Origin of the sequence: Cupriavidus gilardii, assembly GCF_013314895.1 — a bacterium.
In the GTDB taxonomy this organism is placed as follows: domain Bacteria; phylum Pseudomonadota; class Gammaproteobacteria; order Burkholderiales; family Burkholderiaceae; genus Cupriavidus; species Cupriavidus gilardii_C.
Window position 1 is genome coordinate 46,257 of record NZ_JABTYE010000015.1, and the last position, 23,031, is coordinate 69,287.

18 protein-coding genes are annotated in these 23,031 nt (G+C 68.2%); 12 read left to right on the forward strand and 6 right to left on the reverse strand.

The window, feature by feature from the left end:
- The first annotated feature begins 26 nt into the window (after window positions 1-26).
- The 4 genes from HTY53_RS15720 to HTY53_RS15735 all read left to right on the forward strand — a co-directional run bounded on the left by HTY53_RS15720 (window position 27) and on the right by HTY53_RS15735 (window position 6,271).
- Window positions 27-1,478 carry a bifunctional 2-methylcitrate dehydratase/aconitate hydratase gene (locus HTY53_RS15720; protein WP_438820968.1) on the forward strand — a complete coding sequence of 484 codons (1,452 nt, stop codon included), beginning with the start codon at window positions 27-29 and terminating at the stop codon, window positions 1,476-1,478.
- Window positions 1,479-1,772: 294 nt separating this feature from the next.
- A complete protein-coding gene (gene acnA / locus HTY53_RS15725; RefSeq protein WP_174107541.1) occupies window positions 1,773-4,478 on the forward strand; it encodes an aconitate hydratase AcnA in 2,706 nt (901 codons plus the stop codon).
- 146 nt (window positions 4,479-4,624) lie between these two features.
- Entirely contained in the window at window positions 4,625-4,774 is a 150-nt protein-coding gene (locus HTY53_RS15730) for a hypothetical protein (RefSeq protein ID WP_170265902.1), read from the forward strand.
- A 294-nt stretch (window positions 4,775-5,068) separates the two neighbouring features.
- Window positions 5,069-6,271, forward strand: a complete 1,203-nt coding sequence (locus HTY53_RS15735) for a DUF2863 family protein (RefSeq protein WP_174107542.1) — start codon at window positions 5,069-5,071, stop codon at window positions 6,269-6,271.
- A gap of 68 nt (window positions 6,272-6,339) precedes the next feature.
- Here HTY53_RS15735 and trmB read toward each other — a convergent pair whose 3' ends face one another.
- Window positions 6,340-7,017: a tRNA (guanine(46)-N(7))-methyltransferase TrmB gene (trmB, locus tag HTY53_RS15740; protein ID WP_174107543.1), complete on the reverse strand. Its 678-nt coding sequence runs from the start codon at window positions 7,015-7,017 to the stop codon at window positions 6,340-6,342.
- A 170-nt stretch (window positions 7,018-7,187) separates the two neighbouring features.
- On the opposite strand from trmB, the gene HTY53_RS15745 reads away from it, so the two are divergent.
- Entirely contained in the window at window positions 7,188-8,837 is a 1,650-nt protein-coding gene (locus HTY53_RS15745; protein ID WP_174107544.1) for an ABC transporter substrate-binding protein, read from the forward strand.
- Between the two features lie 196 nt (window positions 8,838-9,033).
- Here HTY53_RS15745 and HTY53_RS15750 read toward each other — a convergent pair whose 3' ends face one another.
- From HTY53_RS15750 to HTY53_RS15765, 4 genes are all read right to left on the reverse strand, one after another.
- Window positions 9,034-9,939, reverse strand: coding sequence for a spermidine synthase (locus tag HTY53_RS15750; RefSeq protein WP_174107545.1), 906 nt, complete (start codon window positions 9,937-9,939; stop codon window positions 9,034-9,036).
- A gap of 96 nt (window positions 9,940-10,035) precedes the next feature.
- Complete coding sequence (locus HTY53_RS15755) at window positions 10,036-10,587, reverse strand: DNA-deoxyinosine glycosylase (protein WP_254599974.1); 552 nt, start codon at window positions 10,585-10,587, stop codon at window positions 10,036-10,038.
- Window positions 10,587-12,512 (reverse strand): molecular chaperone HtpG, encoded by a 1,926-nt coding sequence (gene htpG, locus HTY53_RS15760; RefSeq protein WP_174107547.1) that lies wholly within the window; start codon window positions 12,510-12,512, stop codon window positions 10,587-10,589. Before htpG ends, HTY53_RS15755 begins: the two co-directional genes overlap by 1 nt.
- A 107-nt stretch (window positions 12,513-12,619) precedes the next feature.
- Window positions 12,620-14,248, reverse strand: a complete 1,629-nt coding sequence (locus HTY53_RS15765) for a PLP-dependent aminotransferase family protein (RefSeq protein ID WP_174107548.1) — start codon at window positions 14,246-14,248, stop codon at window positions 12,620-12,622.
- 255 nt (window positions 14,249-14,503) lie between these two features.
- Here HTY53_RS15765 and HTY53_RS15770 point away from each other — a divergent pair, with 255 nt between their 5' ends.
- From HTY53_RS15770 to HTY53_RS15800, 7 genes are all read left to right on the forward strand, one after another.
- Window positions 14,504-15,283, forward strand: coding sequence for an alanyl-tRNA editing protein (locus HTY53_RS15770; RefSeq protein ID WP_254599975.1), 780 nt, complete (start codon window positions 14,504-14,506; stop codon window positions 15,281-15,283).
- Between the two features lie 23 nt (window positions 15,284-15,306).
- Window positions 15,307-15,942, forward strand: coding sequence for a LysE family translocator (locus HTY53_RS15775; protein WP_174107549.1), 636 nt, complete (start codon window positions 15,307-15,309; stop codon window positions 15,940-15,942).
- A 139-nt stretch (window positions 15,943-16,081) separates the two neighbouring features.
- On the forward strand, window positions 16,082-17,017 hold the full coding sequence (locus tag HTY53_RS15780) for a DMT family transporter (protein ID WP_174107613.1): 936 nt from the start codon (window positions 16,082-16,084) through the stop codon (window positions 17,015-17,017).
- A 33-nt stretch (window positions 17,018-17,050) separates the two neighbouring features.
- Entirely contained in the window at window positions 17,051-17,506 is a 456-nt protein-coding gene (locus tag HTY53_RS15785) for a RidA family protein (RefSeq protein ID WP_174107550.1), read from the forward strand.
- Window positions 17,507-17,608: 102 nt separating this feature from the next.
- On the forward strand, window positions 17,609-18,796 hold the full coding sequence (locus HTY53_RS15790) for a PLP-dependent aminotransferase family protein (protein ID WP_174107551.1): 1,188 nt from the start codon (window positions 17,609-17,611) through the stop codon (window positions 18,794-18,796).
- 77 nt (window positions 18,797-18,873) lie between these two features.
- Window positions 18,874-19,518, forward strand: coding sequence for a glutathione S-transferase family protein (locus tag HTY53_RS15795; RefSeq protein WP_174107552.1), 645 nt, complete (start codon window positions 18,874-18,876; stop codon window positions 19,516-19,518).
- A 388-nt stretch (window positions 19,519-19,906) separates the two neighbouring features.
- Window positions 19,907-21,583: an L-lactate permease gene (locus HTY53_RS15800; protein WP_174107553.1), complete on the forward strand. Its 1,677-nt coding sequence runs from the start codon at window positions 19,907-19,909 to the stop codon at window positions 21,581-21,583.
- Between the two features lie 124 nt (window positions 21,584-21,707).
- Here HTY53_RS15800 and HTY53_RS15805 read toward each other — a convergent pair whose 3' ends face one another.
- The gene (locus tag HTY53_RS15805) at window positions 21,708-22,982 is read right to left on the reverse strand and encodes an SUMF1/EgtB/PvdO family nonheme iron enzyme (protein WP_174107554.1); all 1,275 of its coding nucleotides are present in this window, start codon (window positions 22,980-22,982) and stop codon (window positions 21,708-21,710) included.
- Window positions 22,983-23,031: the final 49 nt, after the last annotated feature.

Consider the following 23,031-nt stretch of genomic DNA (forward strand, 5'->3'; position numbering starts at 1 on the left):
CGAGGGGAAGTGTCGTGTCCGCAGCCATTCCGCATCTCCATCCGAACGCCCGTCCCGAGCCGGACCAGGTGCTGGTCGACATCGCCGACTATGTGACCCGCTACCAGGTCAAGAGCGCCCTCGCCTACGACACCGCCCGCAACTGCCTGATCGACACGCTGGGCTGCGGTCTCGAGGCACTTTCCTATCCCGCCTGCACCAAGCTGCTCGGCCCGGTCGTGCCCGGCACGGTGGTGCCGCACGGCGCCAGGGTTCCCGGCACCCAATTCCAGCTCGACCCGATACAGGCTGCCTTCAACATCGGCACCATGATCCGCTGGCTGGACTTCAACGACACCTGGCTCGCGGCCGAATGGGGCCATCCGTCCGACAATCTGGGCGGCATCCTGGCCACCGCCGACTGGCTGTCGCGCCAGCGCGTCCCGGGCGGCAAAAAGCCGCTGACGATGAAGGACGTGCTGACGGCGATGATCAAGGCCCACGAGATCCAGGGCTGCCTCGCGCTGGAGAATTCGTTCAACAAGGTGGGGCTGGACCACGTGGTGCTGGTCAAGGTCGCCTCGACCGCGGTGGTCGCGCAGATGCTGGGCCTGTCGCGCGACGAGATCATCAACGCGTTGTCGCTGGCCTGGGTCGACGGCCAGAGCCTGCGCACCTATCGGCATGCGCCCAATACCGGCAGCCGCAAGAGCTGGGCCGCGGGCGACGCCACCAGCCGCGCGGTGCGGCTGGCGCTGATCGCCCGGACCGGCGAAATGGGGTACCCGTCGGTGCTGACGGCGAAGACCTGGGGCTTCTACGACGTGCTGTTCGACGGCAAGCCCTTCCGCTTCCAGCGCCCGTACGGCAGCTACGTGATGGAGAACGTGCTGTTCAAGATTTCGTTCCCCGCCGAATTCCATGCCCAGACCGCGGTCGAAGCGGCGATGACGCTGCACGGGCTGCTGGCCGCGATGGGGCGGAGCGCCGCCGATATCCGGCGCGTGACCATCCGCACCCACGAGGCGTGCCTGCGCATCATCGACAAGAAGGGGCCGCTGGCGAACCCGGCCGACCGCGACCACTGCATCCAGTACATGGTGGCGGTACCGCTGCTGTTCGGCCGGCTGACCGCCGAGGATTACGAGGACAGCGTCGCCGTCGACCCGCGCATCGACGCACTGCGCGAGAAGATCGTCTGCGTCGAGGACGCCGGCTTCACCGCCGACTATCACGATCCGGACAAGCGCTCGATCGCCAACGGGCTGACGGTGGAACTGGCCGACGGCACCGTGCTCCCGGAGGTCGCCGTCGAATACCCGATCGGGCACCGGCGCCGGCGCGAGGACGGCATCCCGCTGCTGGTCGAGAAGTTCAGGACCAATCTGGCGCGGCGTTTTCCGCCCAAACAGCAGCAGGCGATTCTCGACGTGTCGCTGGACCAGGCCGCGCTGGAGGCGATGCCGGTGCACGAATACGTCGATCTGTACGTCATATAGCCTCGTATAACGTCGTACCGGCATCGAATGGCATTGAAACGGCGCCGTAAGGCACCACCCTAAGATGTGATTTGTTCCGCTCTTTTACTGATATAGGATGCGCAAGACAGAAGTGGCGTGCCGGTTGCCCGTGCCGGAGGTGACGCATAAAGTAATGCTGATGCCGTCACGCCGGCGCCGCAATCACCACCCGCCGCCGCCACGTCATATCGATGCGCAAGCGCATTCGCATACGAAGTCCGGAAGTCCCGCACGAAGTTCCGCAAATAGCACCTCTTCGATTGGAGTCAGGCAATGCCCCACAACTTGAACGACACGCTCAAAGAATTCCAGATCGGCCCCTCCGCCCGGGGCCAGTTCTACTCGCTGCCGCAGTTGGGCAAGGCGCTGGGCGTCGCCATCGAGCGCCTGCCGGTGTCGATCCGCCTGGTGCTCGAATCGGTGCTGCGCAACTGCGACGGCAAGAAAGTGACCGAGGAACACGTGCGCCAGCTGGCCAACTGGGACCCGACCGGCGCGCGTGTCGACGAGATTCCGTTCGTGGTCGCGCGCGTGGTACTGCAGGACTTCACCGGCGTGCCGCTGCTGGCCGACCTGGCCGCGATGCGCAATGTGGCCGAGAAGATGGGCCATAACCCGAAGAAAATCGAGCCGCTGGTGCCGGTAGACCTGGTGGTCGACCATTCGGTGCAGGTCGACCACTTCCGCGAGAAGAAGGCGCTGGACCTGAACATGCAGCTCGAATTCCAGCGCAACAACGAGCGCTACCAGTTCATGAAGTGGGGCATGCAGGCGTTCGACACCTTCGGCGTGGTGCAGCCCGGCTTCGGCATCGTGCACCAGGTCAACCTCGAGTACCTGGCGCGCGGCGTCCACCAGAAGGACGGCGTCTACTACCCGGACACGCTGGTCGGCACCGACTCGCACACCACCATGATCAATGGCATCGGCGTGGTCGGCTGGGGCGTCGGCGGCATCGAGGCCGAGGCCGGCATGCTGGGCCAGCCGGTCTACTTCCTGACCCCGGATGTGGTCGGCGTGGAACTGCAGGGCCGGCTGCGCGAGGGCGTCACCGCGACCGACCTGGTGCTGACGATCACCGAGATGCTGCGCCGGGAGAAGGTGGTCGGCAAGTTCGTCGAGTTCTTCGGCGAAGGCACCGCCAGCCTGTCGGTGCCGGACCGCGCCACCATCGGCAATATGTCGCCGGAATACGGCGCCACCATGGGCTTCTTCCCGGTCGACGAAAAGACCATCGAGTATTTCCGCGGCACCGGCCGCACGCCGGACGAGATCGCCGCGTTCGAGGCGTATTTCCGCGCGCAGGAGCTGTTCGGCATCCCGCGCGCCGGCGACATCGACTACACCAAGGTGCTGACGCTGGACCTGTCCACGGTCGCGCCGTCGCTGGCGGGCCCGAAGCGTCCGCAGGACCGGATCGAGATCGGCAACGTCAAGCAGACCTTCGCCGACCTGTTCAGCAAGCCGGTCGCCGAGAACGGCTTCAGCAAGGACCCGGAGGACCTCGAGCGCGTCTACAAGACCTCGGACGGCATCTCGGTGCGCAACGGCGACGTGCTGATCGCGGCGATCACCTCGTGCACCAACACCTCGAACCCGAGCGTGATGCTGGCCGCCGGCCTGCTGGCCAAGAAGGCGGTGCAGGCGGGCCTGAACGTGGCGCCGCACATCAAGACCTCGCTCGCCCCCGGCAGCCGCGTGGTGACCGAATACCTGAAGGCTGCCGGCCTGCTGCCGTATCTGGAGAAGCTCGGCTTCGGCGTCACCGCCTACGGCTGCACCACCTGCATCGGCAATGCCGGTGACCTGGCGCCGTCGCTGAACGAGGCCATCGTGCAGAACGACCTGGTGGCCGCCGCGGTGCTGTCCGGCAACCGCAACTTCGAGGCGCGCATCCATCCGAACATCCGCGCCAACTTCCTGGCCTCGCCGCCGCTGGTGGTGGCGTATGCGATCGCCGGCAACATCCTGTGCGACCTGATGACCGAGCCGCTGGGCAAGGGCAAGCACGGCCGCGACGTCTATATCGGCGACATCTGGCCGACCTCGGACGAGGTCAACGCGCTGATGCGCTTCGCGATGGACGAGGAGACCTTCAAGGAGAACTACGAGAAGGTCAAGAAGCCGAGCACGCTGTGGGGCAAGATCAAGGGCACCTCGGGCCAAGTCTACGATTGGCCGAAGTCGACCTATATCGCGCAGCCGCCCTTCTTCGAGAACTTCACGATGGAGCCCGACAGCGGCGCGCGCAGCATCCGCGGCGCCCGTGCGCTCGGCATCTTCGGCGACTCGGTGACCACCGACCATATCTCCCCCGCGGGCTCGATCAAGGACACCTCGCCCGCCGGCAAGTACCTGCTCGAGAACGGCGTGCTGAAGGCCGACTTCAACAGCTACGGCTCGCGCCGCGGCAACCATGAAGTGATGATGCGCGGCACCTTCGCCAACGTGCGCATCAAGAACCTGATGATCCCGCCGCGCGAAGACGGCACCCGCGTCGAGGGCGGCTACACGCTGTTCCAGCCGTCCGGCGAACAGCTGTCGATCTACGACGCCGCGATGAAGTACATCGCCGAGGGCACGCCGACCGTGGTGTTCGGCGGCGAGGAATACGGCACCGGCTCCTCGCGCGACTGGGCCGCCAAGGGTACGCAGCTGCTGGGCGTCAAGGCGGTGATCGCGCGCAGCTTCGAGCGGATCCACCGCTCGAACCTGGTCGGCATGGGCGTGCTGCCGCTGCAGTTCAAGGGCGAGGACAGCGCGCAGTCGCTGGGCCTGACCGGCACCGAGACCTTCGATATCGAAGGCATCGAGGGCGAGCTGCGGCCGCAACAGGACGTCACGCTGGTGATCCATCGCGACGCCGGCCAGACCCAGCGTGTGCCGCTGCTGCTGCGCATCGACACGCCGATCGAGGTCGACTACTTCAACCACGGCGGCATCCTGCCCTTCGTGCTGCGGCAGCTGCTGGTGGCGTAAAGGCGAAGCCATGGCCCCCGGTCCGTTCGACGGGGCGCCATGGCCGCCTGTAAGTTCCACGCAAGCCTGCGCTGCCACACTGGGTCTCATCGATAGAACAGCGCGGCTTCGCCCCCTGGGGCCGCCAACAGACCTCGGAGACAAGCATGGCCAAGATCCTGATCGCCTTTATCGTCATCGCCGGCGCCGCCCTGATGCTGCTGATGCAGGGAGGCGGCGACGTCTCGATGGGCGGCGAGCAGCACGGCACCGAAACCCACGCCCCTGCCTCGGGCGAGGCCAAGACCCAGAAGTGACCCCGCGGCCCCGACCGGACGGCTCCGACCGAACGGGACAGGCCGGCACTCCAGGCGGACACCGCTCCACGACGTTGCACGGCGAAACGGCGCCCAAACGGCGCCCGATCAGCGCCCAAAGCAGCGCCCGGATCAGCTCTCCAGACAGCGCCCGTTTCCATGACAGGCGTATGACGCGACGCGCCAACCCCGGATCGCACGCCGAATCCATCAGGGTTTGCCCATGCGATCGCTGGGCCGTGTCAACGCAACGAGTAGAATACCGTTTTACCGAAAAACGGATGAACTCAGCATATGGCAGGTTTTCGCCCCAAGGCCTCTCAACGACTGTCGCCGGACGCCGAGCGTCTGGTCGCCGACGCGCTTGCGCTCGATGCGTCGGGTAGCCGCATGGAGGACGCGTATTGGGAACGGCGCCTATCGCAACGCCTGGGCCGGCTGCTGAAAAATGGCAGCCAGTCGGCGCTGGACGCCGCGCTCGAGCATCTGTTCAAGCACAACGTCGACGCGTCGGACGTGTTGGCCGAGCAGGCCGAGACGCTGGCCGAGTCGGCCACGGTCGAGATCGACGGCGTGCGCTACGACGCGCTGCTGATCGCGGCCCCGATCCTGGCCCACACCCGCTACGCGATTCCGTCGGGCGCGCTCAAGCCCGAGCAGGCGCAGACGCTCGCCGTGCACCTGCAGGCCCATGTGGTGGCCTCGAATGCCCGCATGGCGCTGTCGCCCTATCTGTACAGCATCGATCAGCTGCCGCGCACGCATAGCGACACCTTCGCGCTGACCCACAAGCTGATCTCTGCCGCGCTGGGCGGCGTCGCACCCAAGGTCGACCTGCGCGACCTGCCCGAGACCGCGCCCATCCTGGCCGACCCGCGCTATCTGCTGGCCGTGGTGGTCGCCGAGCACGAGCAGCCGCTGTTCCGCTGGCAGGAGGAATCGAAGGAACACCACGCCGAGCGCTCGGTATGCCTGGAGCAGTGGCGCACCCAGGTCCAGCCCTCGCTGGCGCTGCTGCTGCCCGGCTGCGAATTCGAACTGCTGCTGCCGGACGCCTTCTTCCTGTCGTGCCGCGAATCGGACAAGAGCATCCGTCCGCTGACCGTGCGCGCCGCGGTCAACTATCTGTGCGGCACGCTCGATATCACTGCCGGCCAGCTGGCGGCGGTCACCGCGGCCTTCGGCGAGGACGAGGTCGAGGAATACCGCGTGGCCTTCACCATGCGCGGCGAGAAGGACGTGATCTACGGCATCGTCTGGCCGGTCTACGGCCGCGAGTCGGGCGAGATCGACGACAGCGGGCAAGGCAATCCGCTCGAACAGATCTGCGAGGAACTGCGCAACGCCGGCGTCGACGACATCTTCCGTCACGCGTCGCTGTTCGATCCCGAATACTGCGAGGACTGCGGCACGCCGCTGTACGCGGACCGCTCCGGCGAGATCGTGCACGCCGAGCTGCCCGAGGACGCGCCGACGCAGCAGCCGCTGTTTCACTGAGTCCGTTCACAAAGCCGCGCGCAGCGGCGACGGCTTGAAGCCACGGCCCGCATCCATGCGGGCCGTTTTCATTGGGGCGCCGGCGCCTCGCTGACGCAGCGCCACAGCGCATGGCCCGATGCCTGGTACTTGCGCTCGAACGGCGTCATCGGCTGCGCGGGATGCCAGGGTTCGACCCGGGCCGGGCGGCCCACCAGCGCCAGCGCCGCGGCGAATTCGTCGATATAGATCGGCCAGTTGCTGCGGCACTCCAGATAGGCGCCGCAGGCCGCGAGCGCGGGAAACACCGCATGGCCGTGCCAGCGCCGCCCAAGGTGCCCGATCTTGGGCCACGGATTGGGATACAGCACGTAGTGGCGCGCCACCGCGATGCGGTCCTGCTGCAGCAGCCGCCAGACATCGACCAGGTCGGCGCGCGCCCAGACGAAGTTGTCGGGCAGCGCGCCCTGCCACCAGTCCTTGCCGGCCGTCAGCCGCTTCTCCGACTGATCCACGCCGATGACGAAATGATCGGGAAAGGCCTGCGCCAGACGCAGCGTGCTTTCGCCAATGCCGCAGCCGGCATCGAGGATCAGCGGCGCTGCTCCCGCCGCCTGCCAGCTCCCCAACGCTGCCTCGAGCGCGCGCCGGCTGACCTCGCCGATCGGCTTGCGGAACGGCTCGGCGAGATGGCGGGCAACGCGGGTGGCGAGCTGCTGGTGGGCGTCGGTCTGAGCCGACGCGATCGGGCGGGAGTTGGCGAACATGGGCGCGATTCTACCGGCGAACTTGTCGCCCCCGCGGCATAAGCATATGACGCTCCCATCGCACGCGGCCCGCGATTTATCGGCACAATGCGCAACAAAGCCATCCGCGAACCCGCCTGCCCGGCATGGCAGCCGCCGCCGCGCAGGCCCGTACCAGGAGCCAACGAACGATGCCGCACTCCCAACGCCCCTTCCGCACGCCGCGCCGCGCGACCCCTTCCCTGCCGTCGCGCCGCGGTTGGCTGCGCAGCAGCGCCGCGCTGCTTGCCACGCTCGGCGCGAGCACGGCCTTCGCGCTGCTGCCCGCAGGTACCGCACAGGCCGAGGACCTGCGCATCGGCCTGGCGGCCGACGTCACCTCGATGGACCCGCACTGGAACAATGCCGGGCCCAACAACGCGATCGCGCTGCATATCTTCGAATCGCTGGTGTTCATGGACAAGAACGCCCGCTATATCCCCGGGCTGGCGCTGTCGTGGAAGCCGATCGACGCCACCACCTGGGAAATCAAGCTGCGTCCCAACGTCAAATGGCACGACGGCTCGCCGTTCACCAGCGAGGACGTCAAGGCGTCGCTGCAGCGCCCCGAGAAGCTGACCAACGCGCCGGGCTCGTTCACCAGCTACACCAAGCCGATCGCGCGCATCGACACGCCCGACCCGCTGACGGTGCGATTGACGATGAACGTGCGCAACTACGCCAACCTCGCCAACGACCTGAACAGCGTGCCGATCATGCCCAAGCGCATCGCGGCCACGCTGAGCCAGACCGATTTCGACAGCGGCAAGGCGATGATCGGCACCGGGCCGTTCAAGTTCGTGCGCTTCGCGCGCGGCAGCGAGATCGTGATGGAGCGCAACCCGAACTACTGGGGCCCGAAGCCCGAGTGGGACCGCGCGGTCTTCCGCATCATCACGGACAGCGGCGCGCGCACCTCGGCGCTACTCGCCGGCGACGTCGACGTGATCGAGAGCGTGCCGTCGGCCGACGTCGCCAAACTGAAGAAGGACGCGCGCTTTCGCATCGAGCAGCAGGTTTCGTGGCGGACCATCTTCTGGCAGATGGACCAGTGGCGCGACAACTCGCCCTATGTGACCGACCGCGCCGGCAAGCCGCTCGGCAAGAATCCGTTCAAGGACGCCCGCGTGCGCGCGGCGATCAGCCATGCGCTGAACCGCGACGCGATCGTCTCGCGCATCATGGAAGGCCTGGCGGTGCCGGCCTCGTCGATCGTCTCGCCGCAGATCTTCGGTCATCCCGGCACCAAGCCGGACGCCTACGATCCGCAGCGCGCCAAGCAGCTGCTGGCGCAGGCCGGCTACCCCGACGGCTTCGGCCTGACGCTGCATGCGACCAACAACCGCTATCTGAACGACGCGCAGGTGGCGCAGGCCACCGCCAGCATGCTGACGCGGATCGGCATCCAGACCAAGGTCGAGACGATGCCGGTGGCAGCCTACTTCACGCGCGCGCGCCAGGGCGATTTCTCGTTCCAGATGCTCGGTTGGGGCTCGGCCGCGGCCGACGTCGCGCTGCGCTCGATCACCGGCACGCCCGATCCCAAGACCGGCTACGGCACCTGGAACTGGGGGCGCTACAGCAACCCGCAGCTGGACAAGCTGATCGAGACCTCGCTGACCACGATCAGCAGCGACAAGGCGCGCGAGGAGAACGCCCGCACCGCGGCGAAGTTCGCGCTGGCCGACCACGCCATCATTCCATCGCACAGCCAGCTGGCGATGTGGGCGATGCGCAAGGGCGTACGCTACGAAGCCCGCACCGACGAATGGTCGCTGGCGCAGTTCTTCCGCAAGGAATAGCCACAGTTGGCTCCCGAGTCAGGCGAGCGGGCTCCCTAGCGGGCTCCCCTCTCCCGCGCGCGGGAGAGGGGCTGGGGGAGAGGGAAACGGCGGTCCAGACACCACCGCAATCGAAAACCACCTCCCTCTCCCCGACCCTCTCCCCTTGAGGGGGAGAGGGAGAACACATTCAGGCTGGATCCACCGCGCTGCCGCGTCAAATCCGCAGCCGCTCTTCCTGCCGCGCATTCGCGCGGCGCAGGCCCTTGACCCACTGCCGCGCCGGCAGGCCGGTCGCTTCCTGCACCACGCGTGCGCGCTGGTCCAGGGTCTCCCAGTCGATGTCGATCGGCGGACCGTTGAACGCCAGCGCGATCACGTTGCCGTCGTGCACTTCCGGGAACACCAGCACGCGATCGTCGAAGGCCTCGCAGATGCGCACGATGTTCTTCGGAAAGCTGTCGTGGTCGCCGAACAGATTGATCGTCATCACGCCGGGTTCCTTCAGCACGCGCCGGCAGGCCTTGTAGAACGCCGTGGTGTCGAGCACCGGACCGCGCGCGGTGGCGTCGTACAGATCGACCTGCAGCACGTCGTGCGCGCCGGTGCTGGCGGGATCCATCACATAATCCCAGGCGTCCTGCTCGCGCACGCTCAGCCGCGCATCGTTCTCGCGCAGGCCGAACATGCTGCGGCCGGCGACGATCACGGCGGGGTTCAGTTCGACCGCGGTGACACGTGCCCTGGCGAAATGCCGATGGCAGAACTTGGTCAGCGAGGCCGCGCCCAGGCCCAGCTGCGCGATATGGAAATCGCGCTGCGACGGCGACAGGAACAGCAGCCACGCCATCATCTGCTGCGCGTATTCGAGCTCGATCGCATCGGGCTTGCGCAGCCGCATCGCGCCCTGCACCCATTCGGTACCGAAATGCAGATAGCGCACGCCATTCCATTCGGAGAAGGTCACCGGCGCAAAGCGCGGCGTCATCCGTTTCTCGTCGTCGCCCGGGCCACGGTCAGCGGCCGTGTCGCGGTCGTGGCGGCGCGCGGCGCGCTCGCGTTCGCCGCGCGCGGGACGGCGCGAAGCCACGGCTTCGATCGATTTTCTTTTCAGCAGGGTCATCAGTCAGGCAATGCGGTCGGCATTGCGGTCAGCAATGCGGCAGGCTACGGAAAGACCGCACCGGTCCAGGCAGTCCAAGGGGCGGTCCGCGTCAAATCACGGCCGCGATTGTGACAGAAGCGCGCGCCACAGCTCCAGCTTCTGCTCGAAGGTGCGCGCGGCATGGGCAGGGCTCGACGAGGGCAGCACCACGGTCTCGTAGCCGGCCGCGGCGAATTGCGGCGCGAAGCGGCCCGAGGTGCCGCCGTTGAAACCGACGCGGCGCAACGACGGCGCCAGCTGCCGCAGGCGTTCGAAGTCGTTGGCCTGCGGGTGGCGGATATTGGAATCGAGGCTGCCGGGCCGCACGCAGGCGCCCAGCACGTCCCAGATGCCGACGCGATGCGCCAGCACGCGCGTCAGCCGCTCGGCATAGGGCAGCTCGGGCAGCGGCTCGCCGAGCAGCGCCCCCAGCAGCGGCCAGAACTGGTTGCGCGGATGCGCGTAGTACTGGCGCGCGGCCAGCGAGGCGGCGCCCGGAAAGCTGCCGAGGATCAGCACGCGGGTATGGCGGTCGATCACCGGCGGCAGCCCCTGCTGCAGCTCCGCCGGCGTCTCCGTCGGCGCCGCCGGTGGCGCCGTACGTGGCACGCCTCGCCTGGCCGGCATCAGGCCAGCAGCTTGTTGATCCGCTGCACGTAGGCGGCCGGATCTTCCAGCATGCCGCCCTCGGCCAGCAGCGCCTGGTCGAACAGCACGTGCACGCGGTCGGCGAAGGCATCGGCATCGGCATCGGAGCCTGCCTCCGCACCGGCAAGCTGGCGCAGCTTGCCGACCAGCGCGTGCGACGGATTCAGTTCGAGAATCGGCTTGGTCTGCGGGGCCTTCTGGCCGGCCTGCTTCAGCAGCCGCTGCAGATAGCCGCTGATCTCGCCCTCGTCCGACACCAGGCACGACGCGGAGTCGGTCAGCCGCAGCGTCACGCGCACGTCCTTGGCCTTGTCGGCCAGCACCTCCTTGGCACGCTTGAGCACGTCCTTCCATTCGTCCTCGGCCTTCTGCTGCTCGGCCTTTTCCTCCTCGTCGGCCAGCGCGCCCAGGTCCAGGCCGCCGCGTGCGACCGACACCAGTTCCTTGCCGTCGAATTCGTTCAGGAAGGACAGCATCCATTCGTCGACGCGATCCGTCAGCAGCAGCACCTCGATGCCTTTCTTGCGGAACACCTCCAGATGCGGGCTGGCCTTGGCGGCATTCCACGTGTCGGCGGTCACGTAGTAGATCTTGTCCTGGCCTTCCTTCATGCGGCCGACATAGTCGGTCAGCGACACGGTCTGCTCGGCCGAGTCCTGATGCGTGGAGGCAAAGCGCAGCAGCTTCGCCAGCCGCTGCTGGTTGGCCGTGTCCTCGCCCAGTCCTTCCTTGAGCACCTGGCCGAACTGCTGCCAGAAGCTGGCGTACTTGTCGCGCTCGGCCTGATCCTCGCTGTCGGCCATCGCTTCGAGCATCGACAGCACGCGCTTGGTGCTGCCTTCGCGGATCGCCTTGACGTCGCGGCTTTCCTGCAGCAGTTCGCGCGAGACGTTCAGCGGCAGGTCGGACGAATCGATCACGCCCTTGACGAAGCGCAGGTAGTTCGGGAGCAGCTGCTCGGCGTCGTCCATGATGAAGACGCGCTTGACGTACAGCTTCAGGCCGCCGCGATGGTTGCGGTCCCACAGGTCGAACGGCGCGCGCGCCGGGATGTACAGCAGCTGCGTATATTCGTTGCGGCCTTCGACGCGGTTGTGCGTCCACGCCAGCGGCTTGTCGTGGTCGTGCGCAATGTGCTGGTAGAAGGCGACGTACTGCTCGTCGGTGATGTCGCTCTTGGCGCGCGTCCACAGCGCGCTGGCCTGGTTGACGCTCTCCCACTCGTCGGTGCGCTTGTAGGCGCTGGTGTCGGCGTCCCAGACCTCCTTCGGCATGCGGATCGGCAGCGAGATATGGTCGGAGTACTTGCGGATGATGTCCTTGAGCTTCCACGCCGACAGGAAGTCGTCCTCGCCCTCGCGCAGATGCAGCGTGATGGCGGTGCCACGCTCGGCGCGCTCGATCGCATCGACGGTGAACTCGCCGTCGCCGCGGCTTTCCCAGCGCACCCCCTCGGAGGCGGGCAGGCCGGCGCGGCGGGTCTCGACGGTGACGCGGTCGGCGACGATGAAGGCCGAGTAGAAGCCGACGCCGAACTGGCCGATCAGCGCGGCGTCCTTCTGCTGGTCGCCCGACAGCTGCTCGAAGAATTCCTTGGTGCCCGAACGCGCAATCGTGCCCAGATTGCGGATCGCCTCGTCGCGGCTCATGCCGATGCCGTTGTCGGTGATCGTGATGGTGCGGGCCTTGCTGTCGGTCTCGATGCGGATGGCGAGATCGGCGTCCTTCTCCAGCAGCGCGGGATTGGCGATCGCCTCGAAGCGCAGCTTGTCGGTGGCATCCGAGGCGTTCGAGATCAGCTCGCGCAGGAAGATCTCCTTGTTGCTGTACAGGCTGTGGATCATCAGATGCAGCAGCTGCTTGACTTCCGCCTGGAAGCTCATCGTCTCGTGCGTGGCGTTCATGGTTCTCCTCGTGAATAGGGCATGGCGCGGGGCCGGGCCGGCATGGCCGCGCCGGTGGCGGCCAGATAGGGTCGCCCCGGCTGTTTTTCAAGTGCGGGCCCGGGCGCCTACAGCCGGTCGAGCTGGCGTGCCAGGAAGTCCAGCATCTGCGGATCGTGGCCGCACGCTACGTTGAAGCGCATCCAGCCGGACGGCAGCTGCGACGGCGAGAACAGGCTGCCGGGCGCGAACAGATAGCCTTCCTCGTGCCCGGCCGTGGCGATCGCATTGGTATCGCGGCCGGTATCGGCCCACAGGTACATGCCGGCGTGCTGGCCCGGGAACAGCGTCAGGCCGAGCTTCTCCAGCGCGTGCCGGGTCTCGTCGCGGGCCCGCTCGAGCCGGTTGCGCACGCGCTCGACGTGCTTGCGGTAGTGGCCCTCGGTCAGCACCTTGTACAGCACGCGCTCGTTGATCTCGGGCGTGGCGAGCCCTGCCAGCAGCTTGGCATCGGTCAGGCTTTGCGCCAGTTCGGGCCGGGCCGCGACGAAGCCGACCCGCAGGTTCGCGGCCAGCGTCTTGGAGAAGCTGCCGAGGTAGATCACGCGCCGCAACTGGTCCAGGCTCGCCAGCCGCGTGGCCGGATGGCCGGGCGGGCACAGGTCGCAGTAGATGTCGTCCTCGACCACCAGGAAGTCGTACTGCTCGGCCAGCCGCAGCAGCTGGAAGGCCTTGGCGGCAGACAGCGAGGTGCCGGTGGGGTTGTGCAGCACCGAATTCAGCACCAGCAGCTTGGGCCGGTGCGCCTGCACGATCCGCTCCAGCGCTTCGAGGTCGGGGCCCTCGGCGGTGTACGGCACGCCGATCACCTGCGCGCCCTGCGCGGCGAAGCGCGCGAACATCACGAACCAGGCGGGGTCGCCGACCAGCACCGGATCGCCGGGACGGACATAGAGCCGCGCGATCAGGTCCAGCGCCTGCGTGATGCCCGAGGTCAGCACGATCTGCTCGGGCGCGGCGCCGATCTCCAGTTCGGCCAGGCGCGTGCGCAGCTGCTGGCGCAGCGGCAGGAAACCCTCGGGCGTGCCGCTGGCAAGGAAATGGCTGCCCGGCTGGCGCGCCAGGCCGCGCAGCGCGCTGCCGATCAGTTCGCCGTCGAGCCAGTCGTTGGGCAGGAAGCCCAGGCCCGGCGCCTTGCGGGGCTCGGCGCGGTGGAACATGTTGCGCAGCAGCCACGGCACGTCGATATTGCGCGAGACTTGCGGCGTCGGCGAGGCCGCCTCGCTCGGCGAGCCCGCCATACCCGGCCCGATACCGGCCCCGAAGGCAGGTCCACGATCCCTGACGAAGAAGCCCGAGCCGCGCCGCGATTCGAGGTAGCCCAGCGCCACCAGCCGGTCGTAGGCCTCGACCACGGTAAAGCGCGAGATGCCCTTGTCCTGCGCCAGCTGGCGGATCGACGGCATGCGCATGCCGGGGCGGAATACCCGCTCCTCGATCCGCATCCGCGCCCATTCGGTCAGTTGCCCGACCAGCGTCATCTGGGCCGAAGGCACCGGGTCGGGCAGGCTGTCGGCGGCCGACAGTTCGCCGGCTGCCGGGGGGGCGGACGGCAACACCAGCCGCAGCGGACGGCGGCTGGCGGCGCGGGCCGGCCTGCCAGCCGCGTCGGCCGTCCTGTCGCCAATCCCCTGCCCGGCTGGCGGCGTCTGTTCCGTCTCGCCGTGCGGCGACCCGGCTTGGTTTCCTGTTTCCATGGACGGCCCCCAAAACTGTACTGAGGATCAGCAGAATAACTGTATCGGTACTGTACCGACAACCTTGTCTAACATCGACGGACGATGAAAGGGCGCCGGGCGTCACCTGCCGTCGGTGCGAACCGTCCGGCGGCCTGGCCGGGCCGGCACCGGTCGCCGCTGCGATACAGGCCCGCAACGGTACCCATACCGGCGCCCATACCGGCGCCCATACCGGCGCCCATACCGATCCCCCGCAGAACCAGGAGACCCCCGATGTCCGACACCCTGTTGCCGCCGACGCGCAAGCGTTTCGACGAGGACGCCTATCTCGACCGCTGCGGCGCCACCGTGCTCGCGGTGCTGCCCGAAGGCATCGTGCTCGACGAAACGGTCTGCTACGCACGCAGCGGCGGTCAGGCCGGCGATACCGGGACCTTGACGCTGGCCGACGGCAATACGATCGCGCTGGGCGAAGCCCTCTACGGCGCCGACCGCAGCGTGATCCTGCATGTGCCCGCGCCCGATCAAGCGTTGCCTGCGCTGGCGCCCGGCGACCGCGTCACGGTCGCGATCGACTGGACGCGCCGCCACCGCCTGATGCGGCTGCATACCTGCCTGCATCTGCTGGGCTCGCTGATCCCGGTGCCGGTAACCGGCTGCAACATCAATCCCGACACCGCCCGCATCGACTTCGACCTGCCCGAATCGACGCTGGACAAGGCCGATCTGAGCGAACGGCTCAATGCGTTGATCGCCGCCAACACGCCGGTGCGCATCGACCGCATCACCGCGGAGCAACTGGCGGCCGAGCCGGACCTGGTGCGCACCATCGGCGCGGCGCCGCCGGTGGGCGCCGGCCAGATCCGCATCATCGAGATCCCGGGAATCGACCGTCAGCCGTGCGGCGGCACCCATGTTGCCGCGGTCGCCGAGATCGGGCCGGTGGTGGTCAGCAAGATCGAGAAGAAGAGCCGCACCAACCGCCGCGTGGTGGTCAACTTCGCCGAAGCCGCCATGGGGACGGAGGCCGTCCCGGCGCGCGCCGCCGCATGAGTCCGATGCCGATGGATCCCGCCATGCCCGTCTGGCTGGCCGGCCTGAGCGTTGCGCAGTTCGCCGCGCTGCTGTCGCTGATGACGGTCGGCCTGTTCACGCCCGGACCGAACACCACCATCGCCGCGGTCACGGGCGCCAACTTCGGTCTGCGCGCGACGCTGCCGCATTGCATCGGCGTGGCGCTCGGCTTCGCCAGCATCCTCGCGCTGTGCGCGGCCGGCGTGGGCACGCTGATCGTGGCGAGCCCGGTGCTGGCCACGATCGTCCATCTGGCGGGCGTCGCATACCTGCTGTGGCTGGCCGCGAAGATCGGCCGCAGCGCCACGCTCAGCGACCGGCAGGTGCTGGCGCCGCTGTCGGTCTGGCAATCGGTGGCGCTGCAGTACGCCAACATCAAGGCCTGGATGCTGGCGCTGGCGATCGCCGCGTCCTACATGTCCGGCGCGGCGTCGCCGCTGCAGCGCGGCCTGCTGGTGTGCGCGGTGTTCGGCGTGTTCGGCTTCCTCAGCAACGGCGCCTACGGCGCGATGGGCGCGTCGCTGCGCCAGTGGCTGCAGGTCGGCCAGCGCATCCGCTGGTTCAATCGCGCGATGGGGCTGGCACTGGCCGCCACCGCGCTGTGGATCGCCTTCGCCGGGCGGCCGGCCGTCTCCTGAAGCTGCTTTTGAAAGCGCCGATCACACGTCCGCACACCTTGCCGAAGCACACCACCAGGAACCCGCCATGACGCAACGCGACACCGCCGCGCCCTATCCGCCGACTGCTGCCATGCCCGCCGACGCCCCGAGCGGCGGCATGCTGCTCGGCTTTATCGGCGTGGCGATCTTCAGCCAGACCCTGCCGTTCACGCGGATGGCAGTGGCCGAGCTCGACGCCACGTTCGTCGCGCTGGCCCGCGCGCTGGTGGCGACGCTGCTCGCGCTGGCGCTGCTGTGGCAGCGCGGCGCGCTGTCCGCGGCGCGCCGTCCGCGCGGCGGACAATGGTTCCGGCTGGCCGTGACGGCGCTGGGCGTGGTGATCGGCTTCCCGCTGTTCTCGTCGCTGGCGATGCGCGAAGTGCCGGCCAGCCACGGAGCCATCGTGATCGGGCTGCTGCCGCTGGCCACCGCGGTGTTCGCCGCCTGGTTCGGCCGCGAACGGCCGTCGATGGCGTTCTGGGCCGCGGCGGTGGCGGGCAGCGCGCTGGTAGTGAGCTTCGCGCTGTGGCAAGGCGCCGGCGCGCTGCAGCACGCCGACTGGCTGCTGTTCGCCGCGATGGTGCTGGGCGCGCTTGGCTATGCCGAGGGCGGCAAGCTGTCGCGCGAACTCGGCGGGCTCGAGACCATCAGCTGGGCGCTGGTGGTGTCGCTGCCGGTGGTGCTGCCGACGGTCGCCTGGATGGCCTTGCAGACGCTGCCGCAGATTGCCGCCGCGTCGACGCGCGCATGGCTGGGCATGGCCTACGTTTCGCTCTTTTCGATGTTCATCGGCTTCGTCTTCTGGTACGCCGGACTGGCGAAAGGGGGCGTGGCCCGCGTCGGCCAGATACAATTGCTGCAGCCGTTCATGACGCTGGCCGGCGGCGCCTGGCTGCTGGCCGAGCCGCTCGACGCGCCGACCATCGGTTTCGCCGTCGCGGTGATCGCGGTGGTGGCGCTGGGGCGCCGGACCGCGGTGCGTGCCGCGCCCGGGTCTGCCGCACCCGCCGCGTCCACTGCGTCCGCCGGCCCGCCGCCGGCACGATCCCGCTGAACCCCCACGAACTCTCGAACAACAGGAGTCTGCATGTCCGTCTACGACACCCTCGCCCGCCTGGGCATCGAACTGCCGACCGCCGGCACCCCCGCCGCCGCCTACGTGATGGCCGCGCAGACCGGCAACACGGTCTTCCTGTCGGGCCATATCGCCCGCAAGGACGGCAAGCCGTGGGTCGGCAAGCTCGGCGACCAGCTGGGCACCGAAGACGGCAAGGCAGCGGCGCGCGCGATCGCGATCGACCTGCTGGCAACGCTGCACGCGCATGTCGGCGACCTGAACCGCGTCACGCGCATCGTCAAGGTGATGAGCCTGGTCAATTCGACGCCGGACTTCACCGAGCAGCACCTGGTCACCAACGGCTGCTCCGAGCTGCTGGCCGAAGTGTTCGGCGACAAGGGCAAGCATGCCCGCAGCGCGTTCGGCGTCGCGCAGATTCCGCTGGGCGCCTGCGTCGAGATCGAGATGATCGCCGAGGTCCAATAAGACCGTCCCAACTTTTCAGGCGTGCGCCCTGCGCGCATCGCCGCATCGATTTGACCGACATCGCGCGGCGCCGCCGCGCGAGAACCACACCAAGAGACCAACATGCATTGGGCCATCTCCCGCCGGGCGCAACAACTGACCAGCTCGGCCATCCGCGAAATCCTCAAGGTCACCGAGCGTCCGGAAGTCATTTCGTTCGCCGGCGGCTTGCCGTCGCCAGCTACCTTCCCGGTTGCCGCGATGGAACAGGCGGTGGCCCGTGTATTCGCCGACAATCCGCACGCGGCGCTGCAGTACACCGCTACCGAGGGCTATCTGCCGCTGCGCGAATTCATCGGGCGCCGCCATGGCGTCGATGTCGAGCGCGTGCTGATCACCACCGGCTCGCAGCAGGCGCTGGACCTGCTGGCCAAGGTGCTGATCGATCCGGGCAGCCCGGTGCTGGTCGAGACGCCGAGCTACCTCGGCGCGCTGCAGGCCTTCTCGCTGTTCGAGCCCGAGTTCGTCTCGCTGCCGAGCGACGACCAGGGCCTGCAGCCCGAGGCGCTGACCGCCGAGCTGACCGCCGGCGCGCGCTTCCTGTACGCGCTGCCGAACTTCCAGAACCCGACCGGCCGCCGCATGCCGCTGGAGCGCCGCCAGGCGCTGGTGCAGCGCGCGCGCGAACTGAACGTGCTGCTGATCGAAGACGATCCCTACGGCGAGCTCAGCTACACCGGCAACCAGCTGCCCACGCTGCTGTCGATGAATCCGGACGGGGTCATCTACATGGGCTCGTTCTCCAAGGTGCTCGCGCCTGGCCTGCGGCTGGGCTACGTGATCGCCCCGCCCGACCTGCATTTCAAGCTGTGCCAAGCCAAGCAGGCCTCGGACCTGCATACGCCGAGCTTCACGCAGCGCGTCGCCTACGAGACGATCCGTGACGGCCTGCTCGATACGCATATCCCGACCATCCGCGAGCTCTACGGCAACCAGTGCCGCTACATGCTGGATGCGCTGGCGCGCCATATGCCGGCCGGCGTCAAGTGGAACCAGCCCGAGGGCGGCATGTTCATCTGGATGTCGCTGCCCGAAGGGCTGGACAGCATGGCGATCCTGCAGGAGGCGGTCAAACGCAATGTCGCCTATGTGCCCGGCGCCCCGTTCTACGCCACCAATCCGCGGCACAATACGCTGCGACTGGCCTTCGTCACGGTGCCGCCCGAGCGCATCGAGCACGGGGTGGCGATCCTCGGCAAGCTGTTCGCCGAGGCCATCGCGGCGCAGGCCGGGCAGGCCAAGGCGGCCTGAGTCCGGCGGAGGCCCGCCGGACTCGGCGGGCCGCTTGCCTTGAACCAGGACAACCGTCAGAAAAATGGAAGGCCAACATGTTGCGCATTTGGGGCCGGCTCTCTTCGATCAACGTCCAGAAGGTCGTCTGGTGCGCGCGCGAACTGCATCTCGATCATGAGCGGATCGATATCGGCGTCACGCGCGGCGACCTCGACACCGAGGCCTACGTCCGCCTGAATCCGAACCGGATGATTCCGGTGATCGAGGACTTCCGCGGCACCGATATCGGCGGCGAGCCGTTCGTGCTGTGGGAGTCGAATGCGATCGTGCGCTATCTGTGCGCGCAGTACGGCGAAGGCACGCTGTGGCCCGAGGACGTGCGCACCCGCGCGTCCGCCGACCGCTGGATGGACTGGCAGAACACCGCGTTCACGCCGGCCATGGTCGACGCCTTCGTGCAGACCGTGCGCACGCCGGCGGAGCGCCGCGACGCAGACGCGATCGCCCGCTCGATCGCGCGCGCCGAGCCGCTGGCCGCGCTGCTCGACAAGGCGCTGACCGGGCGCGAGTTCATCTGCGACGACCGCTTCAGCATGGCCGACATCTCGCTGGCCTGCGCCGCCCATCGCTGGATGGGGATGCCGATCGAACGCCAGCCGCGTCCCGAACTGGAGCGGTGGCTGGCGAAGATGCGCGCGAGGCCGGCGGCGTCGGGCATCCTGGTGCTGCCCCTGGCTTAGGCCCTGCGCCTGCGGGTCCGGCTCGACCGTGGGCTCCCTCGGCAGGGCGCCGCTCTGCCGCAAGCGCGCCTTGCGCCCCCCGCTTCGGCCCTCCTCGGGGCTTCCCTCACGCCGCCGTGCCGGCAAGCAGACATTTCCGTTCCGCAACAATTGGAGTACGCTGCACACCGGACGCGCGAGCCCCGGGCTAACCCTGATTCCTGAATCCGGTTCACGCCCATCGTGACGCGATGTATCGCGGGTGACGTATAGCCGTCCTTACAATCGTTCGCTTGCTCGTGCGCGAAGCTTGGGTCACCCCTGCGCGTCCCTGGCGTGCGCAGGCAAACCGGCGAGGATCGCCCGCAGAAGGATGGCTCGCCGGCCCATCACTGAGGAGGATTCAATCGTGTGGAGTCAAGTCTACGACCCGCTCGGCAGCATGGCCCTGTCCACGCTCGCCGCGGGCGTGCCGGTCGCGGTGCTGTTGGGTGCGCTGGCGTTCTTTCATCTGCAAGCCCATCTGGCCGCCGGTCTGGCGCTGGTGGTCGGCGTCGTGGTCGCCTCGGCGATCTTCGGCATGCCGGCCGCCATGGCCGGCAAGGCCGCCGGCCTGGGCATCGCTTCCGGCCTGTTCCCGATCGGCTGGATCGTGCTGAACATCATCTTCCTGCACCGGCTGACCACGCTGAACGGCTCGTTCAAGGTGCTGCAGGGCTCGATCGCCGGCATCACGGAAGACAGGCGCCTGCAGCTGCTGCTGGTCGCGTTCAGCTTCGGCGCCTTCTTCGAGGGTGCAGCCGGCTTCGGCACGCCGGTGGCGGTGACCGGTGCGATCCTGATCGGCCTGGGCTTCTCGCCGCTGGCCGCCTCGGGCCTCGCGCTGATCGCCAATACCGCGCCGGTGGCCTACGGCGCGCTGGGCTCGCCGATCATCGCGCTGTCGGCGGTGACCGGCCTTGACCTGCTCGACCTGTCGGCGATGATCGGCCGCCAGCTGCCGCTGTTCTCGGTGCTGGTGCCGTTCTGGCTGATCTGGGCCTTTGCCGGCTTCCGCGGCATGCTGGAAGTCTGGCCCGCCATCCTGGTGGCCGGCGTCAGCTTCGCGATTCCGCAGTTCCTGGTGTCGAACTACCACGGCCCCTGGCTGGTGGACGTGATCGCCGCGCTGGTGTCGATGGGCTCGCTGGCGCTGTTCCTGAAGGTGTGGAAGCCGAAGAAGATCTGGACCACCACCAAGATCCTGGGCCGCCACGACGAATCGAAGGTCGACGATCCCGAGGCGGTCGCCGCCGAGGCGCGCGCCAATGCTGCTGCCGCCGGCATCTCGACCGCCAAGGCATGGATGCCGTGGGTGATCCTGACCGTGTTCGTCTTCATCTGGGGCGTGCCGCAAATCAAGAAGGCGTTTGACGCGATCTGGTCGTGGAAGTACGCGATTCCGGGCCTGGACAAGGCCGTGCTGAAGGTGCCGCCGGTGGTGCCGCAGCAGGTCGCCGAGGCCGCGGTGTTCAACTTCAACGTGCTGTCGATGGCGGGCACCGGCATCCTGGTCGCCGCCGTGGTCGGCGGGCTGCTGATGGGCTATTCGGTGCCGCGCCTGCTGCGCGAGTACTGGAACACCATCAAGCTGGTGCGCTACTCGCTGCTGACCATCTGCGCAATGTTCGGCGTCGGCTACCTGACCCGCTATTCGGGACTCGACGCCACGCTGGGCCTGGCCTTTGCCCACACCGGCGTGTTCTACCCGCTGTTCGGCACCATGCTGGGCTGGCTGGGCGTGGCGCTGACCGGCTCCGACACCGCTTCGAACGTGCTGTTCGGCGGACTGCAGAAGACCACCGCCGAGCAGCTGGGCCTGTCGCCGGTGCTGATGGCTTCGGCCAACAGCTCGGGCGGCGTGATGGGCAAGATGATCGACGCGCAGTCGATCGTGGTGGCCTCGACCGCGACCAAGTGGTACGGCCACGAGGGCGACATCCTGCGCTACGTGTTCTTCCACTCGGTCGTGCTGGCGATTCTGGTGGGCCTGTTCGTCACGCTGCAGGCTTATGTGGACCCGTTCACGCGGATGGTGATTCACTGATGACGATGCCATTCCCCGTGCAAGCGCGGGATGGCAGTCCGGCAACGAAAAAGCCCCGCTTCGGCGGGGCTTTTTCATGGCGCGACGATGGGCGTCGTCAGTCCGTCGCCGGGCCGTTGTGCGCTCAGATCGCGCAGGTACGAAAGCCAACGAAGGCCGCGTCTTCCTCGGGTGCCAGCGCCAGCCGTGCGCGCGCATGGCGCAGCCGTGACGGGCCGACAAAGCAGGCGCCGCGCACGGCCTGGCACAGGCCAAACCGCGCCTGCATCGCGCTGTCGCCGGGACCGGGGCGCGACGGCCCGTCGCCGAAGCCCGCATAGGGCTCGTACGGAGTCGCGGTCCATTCGCGCACCATGCCCCAGCGAAAGCCGCCGCGATTCTGCACCGCGGCCATTTCCCACTCGACTTCCGCCGGCAGGCGACGGCCGGCCCATGCGCACCAGGCCTGCGCTTCGTACAGGGTCACGTGCCGCACCGCCTCGTCGGGATTGAGCGTGCGCAGCGTGTCGAAGCGCAGCGCCATCCAGGCGCGCGTCTGCGCATGACGCTCCCAGTAGCGCGGTGCGGAGCGCTCCTGCGTCATCAGCCACTGGCGGCCGGCAGGCGACCACCAGTTGGGCCGCTCGTAGCCGCCGTCGTCGACGAATTCGAGATACTGCGCGTTGGTGACCGGCGCGGCGTCGATCTCGAAGGCCGGTACATAGGTGGGCTGCGCGGGCAGTTCGTCGGGCATCGCGAAGCCGTCGGCCTCGCTCCAGCCCTGCGTGAAACGGCCGCCGGGAAACTGCAGCGTGCCGGCGTCGGGCACGCTCACCGGCGAGCGGGTCAAGGTCGGATCGTCGGGGGCCATCGCCAGCGCCTGCAGCAGCGCCGCGATGCGCTCGATCTGCGCGTCCTCGTGCTGCAGGGCCCGGCGGAACGGGTACAGCGTGTCGTCGCCATCGTCGGGCAGCAGCGCGATCCGGCGCAGCACCGCGTCGAGCACCGAGGCCGCGTAGTGCTTCAGCGTGGCGACGTCGGGCAAGGCAATTTCCCAGCGCGCATCGGGACCGATCCGCTCCGGATCGAACCACTCGTCGGCGCCGTCGAGCATCGCGGGGGCGGCCGGCACCGGCAGCAATACGCCGCCGCGGTCCAGCCATTGCACCTCGCGCAGGCACCACCATTCGGCGTGCCACGCAAGATGGCCGAGCGTCCACAGCGGCGGATCGGCGTCGTACTGGCGCGGCACGATCCAGCCGCGCCGGGCCGCGCCGAAGGCGGAAAGCCAGGCCAGCGTGAGGTTGCGGCTGTCGACCAGCGCCTGCGCCAGCCCCTCGCGCGGCAGGCGCCGCGCGTCGCTCCAGTCGTGCCGGCCGCCGGTGAAATACAGATCGGGAAGCATGGTGAAGCCGCTCATCGGTTGCCCGCCTCGTCAAAAGCCGCTGGAAAAACCGCACGCAGTGCGG